Annotated in this window: 14 protein-coding genes; 4 read left to right on the top strand and 10 right to left on the bottom strand. The window is 65.9% G+C overall.

Features of this window, described 5'->3' with window-relative positions; all coding sequences use genetic code 11:
* Position 1: 1 nt before the first annotated feature.
* The 3 genes from ACYVG8_RS11880 to hemC all read right to left on the bottom strand — a co-directional run bounded on the left by ACYVG8_RS11880 (position 2) and on the right by hemC (position 2,432).
* Positions 2-886, bottom strand: coding sequence for an energy transducer TonB (locus tag ACYVG8_RS11880; RefSeq protein WP_036385481.1), 885 nt, complete (start codon positions 884-886; stop codon positions 2-4).
* A gap of 5 nt (positions 887-891) precedes the next feature.
* Positions 892-1,275, bottom strand: coding sequence for a protein TolR (gene tolR / locus ACYVG8_RS11875; RefSeq protein ID WP_233495167.1), 384 nt, complete (start codon positions 1,273-1,275; stop codon positions 892-894).
* 236 nt (positions 1,276-1,511) lie between these two features.
* The gene (gene hemC, locus ACYVG8_RS11870) at positions 1,512-2,432 is read right to left on the bottom strand and encodes a hydroxymethylbilane synthase (protein ID WP_028498582.1); all 921 of its coding nucleotides are present in this window, start codon (positions 2,430-2,432) and stop codon (positions 1,512-1,514) included.
* A gap of 108 nt (positions 2,433-2,540) precedes the next feature.
* On the opposite strand from hemC, the gene ppc reads away from it, so the two are divergent.
* Entirely contained in the window at positions 2,541-5,258 is a 2,718-nt protein-coding gene (gene ppc, locus ACYVG8_RS11865) for a phosphoenolpyruvate carboxylase (RefSeq protein WP_028498583.1), read from the top strand.
* Between the two features lie 262 nt (positions 5,259-5,520).
* Here the strand turns inward: ppc and argH are convergent, their stop codons facing one another.
* A complete protein-coding gene (argH, locus tag ACYVG8_RS11860) occupies positions 5,521-6,900 on the bottom strand; it encodes an argininosuccinate lyase (protein ID WP_028498584.1) in 1,380 nt (459 codons plus the stop codon).
* A gap of 133 nt (positions 6,901-7,033) precedes the next feature.
* Between argH and ACYVG8_RS11855 the strand changes: the two genes are divergently transcribed.
* The gene (locus tag ACYVG8_RS11855; protein ID WP_028498585.1) at positions 7,034-7,219 is read left to right on the top strand and encodes a DUF3460 family protein; all 186 of its coding nucleotides are present in this window, start codon (positions 7,034-7,036) and stop codon (positions 7,217-7,219) included.
* Between the two features lie 48 nt (positions 7,220-7,267).
* On the opposite strand, the gene ACYVG8_RS11850 is transcribed toward ACYVG8_RS11855, so the two are convergent.
* The 5 genes from ACYVG8_RS11850 to ACYVG8_RS11830 all read right to left on the bottom strand — a co-directional run bounded on the left by ACYVG8_RS11850 (position 7,268) and on the right by ACYVG8_RS11830 (position 10,927).
* The gene (locus tag ACYVG8_RS11850; protein ID WP_107888905.1) at positions 7,268-7,765 is read right to left on the bottom strand and encodes a cysteine--tRNA ligase; all 498 of its coding nucleotides are present in this window, start codon (positions 7,763-7,765) and stop codon (positions 7,268-7,270) included.
* 2 nt (positions 7,766-7,767) lie between these two features.
* Positions 7,768-8,817, bottom strand: coding sequence for an AAA family ATPase (locus ACYVG8_RS11845; RefSeq protein ID WP_199905537.1), 1,050 nt, complete (start codon positions 8,815-8,817; stop codon positions 7,768-7,770).
* A 101-nt stretch (positions 8,818-8,918) separates the two neighbouring features.
* The gene (locus tag ACYVG8_RS11840; protein WP_460745872.1) at positions 8,919-9,650 is read right to left on the bottom strand and encodes a pseudouridine synthase; all 732 of its coding nucleotides are present in this window, start codon (positions 9,648-9,650) and stop codon (positions 8,919-8,921) included.
* A 3-nt stretch (positions 9,651-9,653) separates the two neighbouring features.
* Positions 9,654-10,169 (bottom strand): CNP1-like family protein, encoded by a 516-nt coding sequence (locus ACYVG8_RS11835; RefSeq protein ID WP_028498587.1) that lies wholly within the window; start codon positions 10,167-10,169, stop codon positions 9,654-9,656.
* Complete coding sequence (locus tag ACYVG8_RS11830; RefSeq protein WP_107888906.1) at positions 10,166-10,927, bottom strand: NRDE family protein; 762 nt, start codon at positions 10,925-10,927, stop codon at positions 10,166-10,168. Before ACYVG8_RS11830 ends, ACYVG8_RS11835 begins: the two co-directional genes overlap by 4 nt.
* 143 nt (positions 10,928-11,070) lie before the next feature.
* Here ACYVG8_RS11830 and ACYVG8_RS11825 point away from each other — a divergent pair, with 143 nt between their 5' ends.
* Positions 11,071-11,301, top strand: a complete 231-nt coding sequence (locus ACYVG8_RS11825) for a sulfurtransferase TusA family protein (protein ID WP_028498589.1) — start codon at positions 11,071-11,073, stop codon at positions 11,299-11,301.
* Positions 11,302-11,318: 17 nt separating this feature from the next.
* Positions 11,319-12,359, top strand: a complete 1,041-nt coding sequence (gene pyrC / locus ACYVG8_RS11820) for a dihydroorotase (protein ID WP_028498590.1) — start codon at positions 11,319-11,321, stop codon at positions 12,357-12,359.
* On the opposite strand, the gene ACYVG8_RS11815 is transcribed toward pyrC, so the two are convergent.
* Positions 12,356-13,663, bottom strand: a complete 1,308-nt coding sequence (locus ACYVG8_RS11815) for a cobyrinate a,c-diamide synthase (protein ID WP_460745871.1) — start codon at positions 13,661-13,663, stop codon at positions 12,356-12,358. The two genes, pyrC and ACYVG8_RS11815, sit on opposite strands and share 4 nt — an antisense overlap.
* Position 13,664: the final 1 nt, after the last annotated feature.

Raw genomic sequence — 13,664 nt, 5'->3', positions numbered from 1 at the left:
CTTATTTCGGTCGGAATTTCAGCTTCATCACCCGCACGTCCGAGAAGGACATGCCGGCGGGCAGCGCCGGGAAGGTACGGGCTGCCATGACCGCGCGTTGCACGGCCTCATCGTATTGCGGGTTGCCGGACGACTGCACCAGCTTGACGTCGCGGACTTCCAGCGACGGCAGCAGGGTCACCTGCACCACCGCCGTCGGGTTGCCGTTCAGACCGTCAGGCACCTGGACCAGCGGCCGCACGCGGGCCACCACCAGTCCTTCGTAGCCCTTGCCGCCACTGCCGCCGGCGCCGATGCCACCGGCACTGCCGCCGGGCACGCCATCCTTGCTGCCGGCCTGGGTGCGGTTGCTGTTCGGCCGGACTTTGGTATTGGTGCTGCCGAGGTCGGCCAGCTCGTCATCGACGTCGAAGCTGCCCTGACGGGCGTTCTTCGCCGCCGGCTTTTTCGCCGGCTCGGCCGGGGTCGCCTTTTTGGCGTCGGCTTTCTTTTCCGGTTTGGCCTCGGGCTTCGGTTCCGGTTTTTTCTCCGGCTTCGGCTCGGGTTTCTTTTCCGGCTTAGGTTCCGGCTTCTTTTCCGGCTTGGGCTCGGGCTTCGGCGGTTCCGGTTTTTTCTTGGCCACGGCGATGTCCGGCGTCCGGACTTCCGGCGTCACATCGGGTTCGGGGGTCGGGGTCGGCTCGGGCGCGACCACCGGCGCCGGGGTCGGGTCGGGCATGACGACGCCGCGCGTCATCGGCGGCGCGCTCCACAATTCAACCGCAGCCGGCGGTGCATTCACCGTCCGGGTTTCCGGGTGGAATGACAGCGTCAGCAGCAGCAGAATGAAAAGATGCAGCCCGAGCGAAACAGCAAAGCTCGTGCTGCGGGTATTGGCAGCCGTCATCGGCGCTATTGCTCCGATTTGACCAGCAGGCCCACGCGTTCGACCTTGGCCTTCTGCAGCGCGCTCATCACTTCCATGACTTTTTCATAGGCGACCGTCTTGTCGGCGGAGATCACCACCGGGCGGTTGGTGCCGTCGGCCAGACGGCCCTGAATATCCGAGGTCAGCCCGGCCAGATCGTCGAACTGGCTGCTGTTGCCCTTGTCGGCCAGTCCGAAGCGGCCGTCCTTGTCGACGGTGACCTGCAGCGGTTCGGTTTCCACCTGCGCCGCCTTGCCGACCGAGGGCAGATTGACGACACCGGGGGCGAACATGGGCGCGGTCACCATGAAGATCACCAACAGGACCAGCATGACGTCGATATACGGGACGACATTGATCTGGTTCATGGAACGGCGGGGACGGCGATTGAGCATGGACTGAAAACGCGATTCTGGATCGATCGAGAAGCGTCATGATAGCAAAAGCCGGCGCTCGTGCCTGTTACATGCGAAACCCGCCGGGTCGAAATCGGCAAAAACCGCTATCGAATGTCACATTTATTGACATTTCCGCACATTCCCGCCGCGCCGCCGGCCCGGAAAACCGCCGTCGGCGGCGTTTCCCGGGCCGCTGGCGCGGGGGTTCAGTCCAGCAGCGCCGCCATGATGTCGTCCGCGCCCTGGTCCAGCAGCTTCCTGGCCACGGCACGACCCAGCGCATCGGCATACTCGGCCGGCGCGCTGACTTCGGCAGTCAGCATGGTGCGGCCGTCGGTGGTGGCGACAAAGCCGCGCAGCGTCAGCTGGTCGCCGTCCTGGGTCGCGTAGCCGCCCAGCGGCACCTGGCAGCTGCCGCCCAGCGCCCGGCTCATGGCCCGCTCGGCACTGACGCAGGCGTAGGTGACCGGGTGATTCAGCGGCGCCAGCAAGGCCATCAGGTCCGGCCGGCCGGCACGGATCTCGATGCCGAGTGCCCCCTGGCCCACGGCCGGCAGGCTGTCCGCCGGTGACAGTTCGGCGCGGATGCGGGCGTCCAGTTTCAGCCGCTTGAGGCCGGCCGCAGCCAGCAGGATCGCGTCGTACTCGCCCTCGTCGAGCTTGCGCAGCCGGGTCTGCACATTGCCACGCAGCGGCCGGACGTCCAGTTGCGGGAAACGCGCGCGCAACTGGCATTCGCGCCGCAGGCTCGACGTGCCGACCACGCTGCCCGGCGGCAGTTCGGCCAGGCTGGCGTAGGTGTTGGACACGAAGGCATCGCGCGGGTCTTCGCGCTCGCAGATCGCCGCCAGCGCAAAACCGTCCGGCAGCTCCATCGGCACGTCCTTGATCGAGTGCACGGCTAGGTCGGCACGACCGTCGGCCAGCGCCTGTTCCAGCTCCTTGACGAACAGCCCCTTGCCGCCGATCTTGTTCAGCGTCTTGTCGAGAATCTGGTCGCCCTGGGTGGTCATGCCGAGAATCGACACCTGCAGGTCCGGATACAGCCCGGTCAGGCGGTCGCGGATATGCTCGGCCTGCCACATCGCCAGGGGGCTCTCGCGGCTGGCGATCACGAGTTGCGTCATGAGGGTTTTTCCTGTGTTAACGTGTTTCCAATCCAACATCATGGCCGTCCGGATGTTCGATAGGGAACATGCACGGCGACCGATCACCCGCAAGGATAACGCAGACCGATGAGTGTTGAACTTGACAAGGATGTCCCGCTGACGCGGGACCGGGGGCGTCTGGCCCGTTTGCTGGCCGATGTCGTGCGAGAGCAGACCGGTGACGCGATCTGGGACGAAGTCGAAAGCGTGCCGGATCTGGCCAGCCATGTCGACAGTCTGGCCGACTGTCGCGCCCACCTGGCCACGCTGTCGCCGGAAGTCACCGACACGCTGCTGCGCGCCTGTGGACTGCTGGCCCAGCTGGAGAATCTGGCCGAGGACCTGCACCACAACCGGCGCCGGCTGGCCCACAAGCGTGCCGGCTCACCGCCGCAGGCCGGCAGCCTGGAGCGGGCGCTGGTCGTGCTCAAGCAGCGCGGCGTGCGCGCCGCCGACGTCGAGTCGCTGCTGCAGCATGCCCAGATCGTGCCGGTGCTGACCGCGCACCCGACCGAGGTCCAGCGCCAGACCACGCTCGACTGCCAGCGTGCCATCCGCAAGTTCCTGATCCAGCTCGGCCAGCCCGAGCTCGACCACGATGAAGTCGCCGAACTCGAAATCAAGCTCAAGCGCGTACTGCTGACCCTGTGGCAGACGGCGGAAATCCGCCCGTTCAAGCTGACGGTCAAGGACGAGATCGAAAACGGCATCGCCTATCACCCGCTGACCTTCCTCGATGCGTTGCCGGCGCTGTACGCGCAGACCGAGGACACCATCGAGCGCGCGTATGGCGTGCGGCTCGATCTGCCGAACTTCTATCGCATCGGCAGCTGGATCGGCGGTGACCGCGACGGCAACCCGAACGTCAATGCCGGCCTGCTGCGCTACGCGCTCGGCCGCCAGGCCGAGGTGGTGTTCGACCACTACGGCTACGAGCTGGAAGGGCTGTACCGCGAACTGTCGCTGTCGGACCGGCTGGTCGCGGTCAGCGACACCGTGGCCGAACTGGCGGCGATCTCGCCCGATACCGCCGTCAGCCGCGACGAGGAACCGTATCGCCGCGCGATCGCCACCATCATCGCCCGGCTGTCCGCCACCGCCCATGAGCGCGAGGTCGCCTTCCGCTCGCGCTTCGGCGATGGCGAGCCGTACCCGAACCGCCATGCCTTCGCCACCGACCTGAAGGCGCTGGCCGACTCGCTGACCTCGCACGGCAGCGGCCTGCTGGCCGACGGCCGCCTGCGCCGGCTGCGCCGCGCGGTGGGCGTGTTCGGTTTCTTCCTGATGCCGCTCGACCAGCGCCAGCACGCCGACCTGTACGGCGGCGCGGTTGCCGAGCTGTTCACCGCCGCCGGCCAGCCCGGCTATGCCGGACTCGACGAAACCGGCAAGCGCGAATGGCTGCTGGCCGAGCTGGCCCATGCCCGGCCGCTGATGTCGCCGTTCGTCGACTATTCGGACGGCACCCGCCGCGAACTCGACCTGTTTGCCGCCACCCGCGACATGCAGGACCGCTATGGCGAGGGCGCGCTGCCGAACCTGATCATTTCCAACTGTGCCGAGGCCAGTGACCTGCTCGAAGTGGCGTTGCTGATGAAGGAATCCGGCCTGCTGCCGCTGGACGCCAGTGGCGCCCCGCAGGCGCGCGCCAACATCATTCCGCTGTTCGAGACCATTACCGACCTCGAAAACGCCGCCGAAGTGATGCAGTCGCTGTTTGCGCTGCCGTTCTACCGTGCGCTGCTCGCCAGCCGCCAGCATGTGCAGGAAGTCATGCTCGGCTACTCGGACAGCAACAAGGACGGCGGCTACCTGATGAGCCAGTGGGGCCTGTATGCGGCCGAGAAACAGCTTGTCGCCGTCTTCAACACGGCCGGCGTGCGCATGCGCCTGTTCCATGGCCGGGGCGGTTCGGTCGGCCGTGGGGGTGGTCCGAGCTTCGAGGCCATCGTCGCCCAGCCGGCCGGGACCGTGCAGGGCCAGATCCGCATCACCGAGCAGGGCGAGGTCATCGCGTCGAAGTATGCCGACCGCGACATCGGCCTGCGCAATCTGGAATCCATCCTCGCCGCGACGCTGGAAGCCAGTCTGGCGCCGGTGCCGGCCTGCCCGACCGACGAGTCGATCTTCGCCGAGCTGGCGCGCGACAGCTATGACGCCTACCGGCGGCTGATCGACACCGACGGCTTCATCGACTATTTCCTGACTGCCACCCCGATCAACGAGATCGCCAAGCTCAACATCGGCAGCCGGCCGGCATCGCGCAAGACGCTGTCGTCGATTACCGATCTGCGCGCGATTCCGTGGGTGTTCAGCTGGATGCAGTCGCGGGTGATGCTGCCGGGCTGGTACGGCGTCGGCAGCGCGGTGGCCGCGTTTATCGAGCGCCACGGCGAGCAGGGCATCGTTCGCCTGAAGGCGCTGTACCGCGATTCGGCCTTCTTCCGCGTCACGCTGTCGAACATGGAAATGGTGCTGGCCAAGGCCGACATGACCATCGCCGCCGAGTACGCACGACTGGTGCCGGACGCCGAGCTCGGCAACCGGGTGTTCGGCATGATCCGCAAGGAGTTCGAGCTGTCGCGCGACATGTACTTCGCCATCACCGGCGCCGACCACCTGCTGGCCGACAACCCGACGCTGGCACGCAGTCTGGCTTCACGCCTGCCGTACTTCACCACGCTGAACCTGCTGCAGATCGAGTTCCTGCGCGCGCTGCGCGAAGCGCCGGAACACGACGGCCACCTGCATGCAATCCACCAGACCATCAACGGTCTGGCCGCCGGACTGCGCAACAGCGGTTAGGTCCTGCCCACCAGCAAAGAGGGCGCCTCCGGGGCGCCCTCAGACTGCTCATAAAGGTGAGCACCGACATTCACAGTGGCGTCGGTGCATGCCCGACTGACAGGATCTGCCGTGAGCACGGCAGTCTGCCTGATTGAACCCGGCCTCTTCCGTCCCCGCCGCCGCGGGGAAACCCCGCTTCGCTCGTCCGTTCTTCGTGGACGGGGTGGATGGACAGCCTGAGGGCGCCCCGGAAGGCGCCCTCTTTGTTCATGCGCGGCCGTTACGCCAGCAATCCGCGCCAGCGCGCGATCTGCGCCCGGACCTGGGCCGGGGCAGTGCCGCCGACGTGGTCACGCTGGGCCAGCGAGCCTTCCGGCGTCAGTACCGCGTACACGTCCTGCTCGATCAGCGGCGAGAACTCCTTCAGCACGTCGAGCGACAGGTCGGCCAGATCGCAGCCCCGGGTATCGGCCAGCTTGACCGCACGGGCGACCACTTCATGGCTGTCGCGGAACGGCACGCCCTTCTTGACCAGATAGTCGGCCAGGTCGGTCGCGGTGGCGAAGCCCTGCAGCACGGCCGCGCGCATCGCTTCCGGCTTGACGGTGATGCCGCGCATCATGTCGGCGTAGATGCGCAGGGTATCAACCAGGGTGTCGACGGTGTCGAACAGCGGTTCCTTGTCTTCCTGGTTGTCCTTGTTGTAGGCCAGCGGCTGCGCCTTCATCAGCATCAGCAGCCCCATCAGGTGACCGGTGACGCGACCGGTCTTGCCGCGCACCAGTTCCGGCACGTCCGGGTTTTTCTTCTGCGGCATGATCGAGCTGCCGGTGCAGAAGCGGTCAGCGATATCGATGAAGCCGACGCGCGGGCTCATCCACAGGATCAGTTCCTCGGACAGCCGCGACAGGTGCAGCATGACCAGGCTGCCGGCCGCCGTGACTTCGATGGCGAAGTCACGGTCGGACACGGCGTCGAGCGAGTTCTGGCACACATCGTCGAAACCGAGCAGTTCGGCGGTGTAGTGGCGGTCGATCGGGTAGGTGGTACCGGCCAGGGCGGCAGCGCCGAGCGGCAGACGGTTCACGCGGCGACGGGCGTCGATCATGCGTTCGGCGTCACGGCCGAGCATTTCCACATAGGCCAGCAGGTGATGGCCGAAGGTGACCGGCTGCGCGACCTGCAAGTGGGTGAAGCCCGGCATCACCGTGGCGGCATTCGGCTCGGCCAGATCCAGCAGCGAGGTCTGCAGTTCGCGGATATGGGTGACGATGCGGTCGATGGCGTCGCGCATGTACAGGCGGATGTCGGTCGCGACCTGGTCATTGCGGCTGCGGCCGGTATGCAGGCGCTTGCCGGCATCACCGATCCTGTCGGTCAGACGCTTTTCGACGTTCATGTGCACGTCTTCGAGGTCGACCGACCAGTCGAAACGACCGGCGCGGATATCGGCCAGGATGGCTTCCATGCCGTCGCGGATCGCGGCCAGATCAGCGTCGGACAGCACGCCGGCGCGGGCGAGCATGGTCGCGTGGGCCAGCGAGCCCTGAATGTCGAACTCGGCCATGCGCTTGTCGAAGCCCACCGAGGCGGTATACGTTTTCACCAGTTCGGCAACCGGCTCGGCAAAGCGGCCCGACCACGCCTTGTTATCGCTCATGACAACCCCTTGAAACCCGATGGAACGGAAAGCCCAGAGTATACGGCAGTTGTGGCGCCGGTCGGGCCGCGACACGGCGGCGCTGCGGTACAATGCCGCTTCCGTCAGCCGTCCCCAACACGAGATCCCCGCCATGGCCGCTTACCAGTCCGACCTGACCCAGTTCATGAACGCCTTCCTGGAAAAGAACCCGCAGGTCGTCGCCGACCGGCAGGCATTCCGCCTGACGCTGTGGGACCGCAACCTGGATATCGACGAGCAGCGCCGTTTCCGCGCCTCGGCCGTGGCGCAGAAGCCGTACGTGTACAACCCGGACTGAAGATGAAATCGGGCCTGCCAGCGATAGCGCGTACCGGCCCCGTCATCCTCAGCAGGCAACACTCCAGCCGACCTTGCCCGGCTTTGCTGTGCAGACCACTTTCGGATGCTCGTCGATACCCCGCAGCATCCGCTTGAGCTGTTGCTGAATATCGGCAGGGTCCACGATCGGGCTGTGCCGGGCAGGCTGCTCGATATGTACGACCACGCGCAGTTTCAAGCAGCCCAGCACCGCCTTGCACAACGCCTGCTCAGCCGGCTCGTTGGCATTCAGTCTGGCTGGCAGCAGGGCGGCCAGGGTGTGCAGCACCTTGTCGGCGATGGCTGTCGGCAACGCCGATGGCCGTTCCGTATCCGGGTGACGATAATCCTTCACCTCAATCAGATACGCGACGTTTTCCGCTGACAGCGCCAATACATCAACGGCCTTGATGCCTCCCCGCTGCCGGGAGAAGTGTTTGCGGTAAAACGTCCATTCATCATATTTGCTCGCCAGCCAGCCTGCGGGAAAGTGAAAGAGCAGACCGTCGATATTCAGCGTCAGCATTTTCAATCCCCCATTGCCAGATAACGGTCTGACTGAAGCAGGCTCTCTTCGAGAACGGTAATGTCACCGATATCGTACAGACTTGGTCCTTGCTGGACGGTCACGCTATTGTCCAGCCGCTGCAAACCAAAGAATCGCGTATCGAGCGATGATGGCCTTTCTGCCAGCACAATTTCCAGCTCACGCAACAGAAACAGGCTGTGCGTGGCAATGAATACCTGAATGCCGTTCTCGCTTAATTCAACAATGGTTCTGGCGATCTGCCTGATCAGGCGAGGATTGAGGTTTGCTTCCGGCTCATCCCAGAACAGATACCCCTGATCCAGCAAGGCACCGGTCGCAATCAGGCGTGCCAGCATGCCCAGTTTGCGCAGGCCTTCAGCCACAAGTGGAATTTCCATGCGCCCACTGGCGTTGCGCAGATAGAAGCGTCCATTCCGGTCCAGCTCCATGCTGCCCTGCATGGCGGCCTCCAGAGGTTCCAGCAGTTCCCTGACACGGGCTTCTTTGGGGCCTCTTTGCAACAGCCCACCCAGCAAACGGCAGGTATCGCGCCAGGTTTCTTCGAATTCCAGATAATGATTGTCGTAAACAGCAAGGAAGTTCGGATAAATTGTCAGCAATTCTCGCGTCGGCAGGTAGCAAGGTGCCGCATTCAGCCATTGCTCGGGAAGTTGCGCGATGCTGACTTCCGATTTGCTGTTGGTCGCAAAGCCAAAATTTATATCCAGATCCGGCTGGTCGAATGCGAACTGGATGTCGCAGCGTTCACGCCCCTGTTTGCGCCGCGCCAGACGTCCCAATGCTTCCGGCCGGAATACCCCGGTCAGCTTTTCGGCGATGCTTGCCTGCAGCACGGTCTTGGTCGGCGCGGTCGCATGGGGTTTGCTGCCTTCCTCCCAACTGGTGGCCAAAAGTGCATAGGCCAGTTTGAGCAGGTGTGTCTTTCCTGCACCGTTCTCTCCAACGATCAGGTTGAGCTGCTTGCCAAAGCGGAGATCCGCTTCGGCAAAGACAGTAAAATTCTTGATTTCAAGCCGATTCAGCATCATTTTTACCGCCAGTCAGAACCCGTCACGAGAGAGAATACCGGGACTCGCCACGATGGGCACTGCGGGCGTGGTTGCCCGGTTCCCTCGGTAACCCGACCATGTCAGTCCGGCAGCGCGTCGCGCCAGCCGAGCGCGTCGACCACCTGCAGGAAATCCGCGGCCAGCGGACACGCCACGGTCAGCGGCCGGCCATCGACCGGATGGGCGAACGACATCCGCATGCAGGCCAGCAGCAGCCGCGACACGCCGAATGCCTCGGCAAACGCGCGGTTGTGCCGGCCCTTGCCATAGGTCGCATCGCCGATGATCGGGTGGCTGACGTGCTTCAGGTGCCGGCGCAGCTGGTGGCGCCGGCCGGTCTGCGGATCGAGTTCGACCAGCGCGTAGCGCGAGCTCGGATAGCGGTCGACCGCCCATGGCAGCTCGATGGTCGCCAGCCGGCGAAACCGCGTCAGCGCCGCCTGCGGCGGGCTGTCGTCGTGGACTTCGCCCGGCGCGTAGTGATCGACGATGCGCCGCAGCGGATGATCGATTTCCCCGCCCTCGTCCGGCCAGCCACGCACTACCGCCAGATAGCGCTTGTCGACGGTCTGCGCCTCGAACGCCTGCGACAGCGCCCGGCCCGCCGCCGGCGTCAGCCCGAACAGCAGTACGCCGGAAGTCGGCTTGTCGAGCCGGTGGGCCGGGTAGACCCGGCAGCCGAGCTGGTCGCGCACGCTCTGCACGGCGAAGCGCGTTTCGTGACGGTCGATGTCCGAGCGGTGAACCAGCAGCCCGGACGGCTTGTGGACCGCGACCAGATCGTCATCGCGGTACAGGATGTCCAGCGCCACCGGTCAGCGGTTGTTCTGCAGCAGCTTGACCGCCTGCTCGACCGACACCACCGGCCGGTCCTGGTCCGGGCAGAACACGTCATACTTCAGTTGCACCTGCGGCACGTCGCCGGGAATCAGCTTGCGCCATTCGGACTTCGGGCTCATCCGCCAGCTCTTCGATTCCGGCCGGCCGGTCGCATAGCGGATGGTCTGGCTGTTTTCGCAGCGCATGCCTTCATACAGATAGTTCTGCGCGCCTTCGGGGCTGACCACCTTCAGCGCATAGCGCACGCTGCCGTCGGCCACCAGCGAGATTGACGACGGCGCGACAAAATAACGGTTCTTGTGCATGCGGCCGGCGTTGTACGGCAGCCAGCCGTCGTCGGCGACCCAGGCCGGCAGGGTGACGGCAGTGTCCTGCTTGACCTCGTCCGGCTTCCATTCATAGTTGCGGTTGTATTCGCCGCTGTTGTCGCCGGCATGGGCAAGGGTGACGAAGGCCAGCGCGATGACGGGCAGAAAACGAATGGCGTTCACGGACGCGACTCCAGGGTAAAGGTGAATGGGCGCCGGCCCAGCGGCCGGCCGGCATGCCAGGGCTGTTCGCAGAACGAGACCCGGCCACGGGTGTCGACGGCGACCACGGTACTGGCGCGGGTCGCGTAATCGGCACCCTGGATGCATACCGGCGACAGAAAGCGCTCGCGCGCCGTGCCGACGCCGGTATTCGGCAATTCATGGATACCGGCTTCCTCGGTATCGGACAGCCACTCGAACAGGGTGTCCTGCGACGGCAGCCGGCTCAGTCCGGTCAGATGCTCGCCCAGCCGGCGCGTTTTCGGCCACGGCGCATCGGGACGGCCGTTGCTGATGCCGTGCACGCCGCGCGTCAGCCGGCTCAGCTCGCGGGTCGGGCTGTGGAAAACCAGCAGTTCGTTGGCATGGCCGAACACCAGATTGAACGGCGCATAGGCCGGCGCAAGGTCTTTCAGTTCCCGGGCATAGGCTGCCGGCGACAGATCGGACGCCAGGAACGACGTGACCAGCTCGCCACGGCTTTTTTCGCCGCTGCCCGGACGGCCCTGACGGACATTGGTCACGGCGGCGAAACGGCCGTCGCGACGGATTGCCAGCCACGAGCCCCCGGCGACCAGATCGCGGCCACCGAGCGTGTCGGGGCGATCTTCCCACCAGTCGGCCACCGCGGATTCACGCGCGACGAACTCGTCACGGTTGGCGAGCACTACCAGCGACTGACCGGGAATGGCATGAACGGCAAGAGCAATGAGGCACATGGTCAACCTGTCCGACGGCGAAATGCCGCAACGGCGGAAGGATACCCGGCCCGGCCGGCCCGCGACCAGCGCGGGCGCAACTTTCAGCGTTTGCGGCAGCCGGGTAACATGGGCTCCTGCCCGATTCCCCGTTAGAGAAACGCATGATCCCCGATCACAAGCTCGACGTCAGCGGCCTGTCCTGCCCGCTGCCAATGCTGCGTGCCAAGAAGGCCCTGGCCACGCTGACCAGCGGCCAGACGCTGGAGGTCATCGCCACCGACCCGGCCGCGCCGACCGATTTCGAAGCCTTCTGTCGCCAGACCGGCAATGTGCTGGTCGAGTCCGGTCAGACCGATGACGGCAAGTTCCGTCTCGTGCTGCGTCGCAAGTAATCACGGAAGCCCTGCCGATGACCCAATTCCTGACCCTGACCCGCCCCGACGACTGGCACCTGCACCTGCGCGACGAAGCGGCACTGCATGCCGTCGTTGCGCATACCGCAAGCGAATTCGCCCGCGCCATCGTCATGCCGAACCTGAAGCCGCCGGTCACCACCGTCGCGCTGGCGGCCGCCTACCGCGACCGGATCACCGCGGCGCTGCTGCCGTCCGGCCTGTCATTCACGCCGCTGATGACGCTGTACCTGACCGACAACACCCCGGCGGACGAAATCGACCGGGTGGCGGAATCGGGCTTTGTCCACGCGCTGAAGCTGTACCCGGCCGGGGCGACCACCAACTCCGACGCCGGCGTCACCAGCCTGCAGAAGTGCATGAAGACGCTGGAGCGCATGGCCGAGCGCGGCGTGCCGCTGCTGGTTCACGGCGAGGTGACCGATCCGCAGATCGACATCTTCGACCGCGAAGCGGTCTTCATCGACACCGTGCTGATGCCGCTGCTGCGCGAACTGCCGACGCTGCGGGTGGTCATGGAGCACATCACCACCCGCCAGGCAGCCGAGTTCGTCGCCGCCGCCGGCGACAATCTGGCGGCAACCGTCACCGCCCATCACCTGCTGCTGAACCGCAATGCGATCTTCCAGGGCGGCATTCGTCCGCACCTGTACTGTCTGCCGATCCTGAAGCGCGAGGAACATCGCCGCGCGCTGGTCGCCGCCGTCACCAGCGGGTCGCCGAAGTTCTTCCTTGGCACCGACAGCGCACCGCACGCCCGGCACGCGAAGGAAACCGCCTGTGGCTGCGCCGGCATGTACACCGCGCTGGCGGCGATGCCGCTGTATGCCGAGGTGTTCGAGGATGCCGACGCGCTGGACCGGCTGGAAGCTTTCGCCAGCCACCACGGCCCGGACTTCTACCGCCTGCCGCGCAACACCGGCACCCTGACCCTGGCGCGCGAAAGCTGGACCGTGCCGGACAGTCTGCCGTATGGCGATCAGCAGCTGGTCCCGTTCCGCGCCGGCGAAACCATGCGCTGGAAGCGGGTCGACTAGGCCCCGGCGGGCAGGAACAGCCGCGCGGCCGCCTCCGGCTGCGACGGGAAGTAGGCGTGCAGATAGCTGGCGGTAATGCCGCGATGGCGATAGACCGCCTCGCCGGCCGCCCCGCCGCTTGCGCGCCGGGCATGGGTCAGCGGCGTCAGCGGCGTGTCCAGCCGCGAGTAGTGGAAGGTGTGCCCGCGCAGCGTGCCGCCATCCAGCTCGACCGCCTGCAGGCCGAGGCCGGCCAGCCGGCGCTGGACCCGGGCCTGTCCCGGCAGCAGGCCGAGCAGGGCCGCGCCGTGGCCGGCGCCGTCGGTCAGCCGGTCCAGCAGATAGAGCATGCCACCGCATTCGGCATACAGCGGCCTGCCGGCGTCGACATGCGCGCGCAGCGTGTCCGCGCTGATCCGGTTCGCCGCCAGTGCGTCCAGGTGCAGCTCCGGGTAACCGCCCGGCAGGTAGACCGCATCGGCTGCCGGCAGTGGCTCGTCGGCCAGCGGCGAGAAAAACACCAGTTCGGCCCCCAGCGCGGTCAGGCACTCGACATTGGCCGGATACAGGAACGAGAACGCACGATCGCGGGCAATGGCGATGCGCACGCCGGCCAGTCGTGGCGCCAGTGGCAGGCACCCGACCGGGGCGAAGGCAACCGGCGGAGGCAGCGTTGTCAGCGCAGTGGCGGCAATCTGCGTGGCGGCAATCTTCAGCCGGTGTTCCAGATCATCGATTTCCTGCGCCTGCACCAGTCCCAGATGGCGCTCGGGCAGGGTCATTGTCTCGTCGCGCGGCACGCAGCCGACGCAGCGAAGATGGGGCGGCAGCGCCTGCAGCAGCATTTCGGCATGGCGCTCGCTGGCAACGCGGTTGGCCAGCACGCCATAAAACGGCAGGTCGGGCCGGAAACTCGCCAGCCCGTGCGCCACGGCGGCAAAGGTCTGCGCCATGCCGGTGGTGTCGATCACCGCCAGCACCGGCACGCCGAAGGTCGCTGCCAGGTCGGCGCTCGACGGTGTGCCGTCGAACAGTCCCATGCTGCCTTCGATCAGGATCAGATCGGCATCGCCGGCAGCCTGGTACAGCCGCTGGCGGCAGTCCTGCTCGCCGGTCATCCACAGGTCGAGCGCGTGGACCGGCTGGCCGGATGCGCGTTCCAGAATGTACGGGTCGAGAAAGTCCGGCCCGGTCTTGAACACCCGTACCCGACGGCCCTGGTCACGATGGTGACGGGCCAGCCCGGCACACAGCGTGGTCTTGCCCTGGTGCGACGCCGGCGCGGTCAGAAACAGCGCCGGGCAATGGCGAATGCGCTCGCCCATG

The sequence above is a fragment of the Microvirgula curvata genome (assembly GCF_054781615.1).
This window is presented reverse-complemented; position numbering and strand designations above follow the sequence as displayed.

Excerpts from the sequence above, each read along its gene's own strand:
- ACYVG8_RS11825 (WP_028498589.1), top strand. The coding sequence starts at position 11,071 with ATGATCCCCGATCACAAGCTCGACGTCAGCGGCCTGTCCTGCCCGCTG.
- pyrC (WP_028498590.1), top strand. The coding sequence starts at position 11,319 with ATGACCCAATTCCTGACCCTGACCCGCCCCGACGACTGGCACCTGCAC.
- argH (WP_028498584.1), bottom strand. The coding sequence starts at position 6,900 with ATGAGCGATAACAAGGCGTGGTCGGGCCGCTTTGCCGAGCCGGTTGCC.
- ACYVG8_RS11855 (WP_028498585.1), top strand. The coding sequence starts at position 7,034 with ATGGCCGCTTACCAGTCCGACCTGACCCAGTTCATGAACGCCTTCCTG.
- ACYVG8_RS11880 (WP_036385481.1), bottom strand. The coding sequence starts at position 886 with ATGACGGCTGCCAATACCCGCAGCACGAGCTTTGCTGTTTCGCTCGGG.
- ACYVG8_RS11845 (WP_199905537.1), bottom strand. The coding sequence starts at position 8,817 with ATGATGCTGAATCGGCTTGAAATCAAGAATTTTACTGTCTTTGCCGAA.
- ppc (WP_028498583.1), top strand. The coding sequence starts at position 2,541 with ATGAGTGTTGAACTTGACAAGGATGTCCCGCTGACGCGGGACCGGGGG.
- tolR (WP_233495167.1), bottom strand. The coding sequence starts at position 1,275 with ATGAACCAGATCAATGTCGTCCCGTATATCGACGTCATGCTGGTCCTG.
- ACYVG8_RS11815 (WP_460745871.1), bottom strand. The coding sequence starts at position 13,663 with ATGGGCGAGCGCATTCGCCATTGCCCGGCGCTGTTTCTGACCGCGCCG.
- ACYVG8_RS11850 (WP_107888905.1), bottom strand. The coding sequence starts at position 7,765 with ATGCTGACGCTGAATATCGACGGTCTGCTCTTTCACTTTCCCGCAGGC.
- hemC (WP_028498582.1), bottom strand. The coding sequence starts at position 2,432 with ATGACGCAACTCGTGATCGCCAGCCGCGAGAGCCCCCTGGCGATGTGG.
- ACYVG8_RS11830 (WP_107888906.1), bottom strand. The coding sequence starts at position 10,927 with ATGTGCCTCATTGCTCTTGCCGTTCATGCCATTCCCGGTCAGTCGCTG.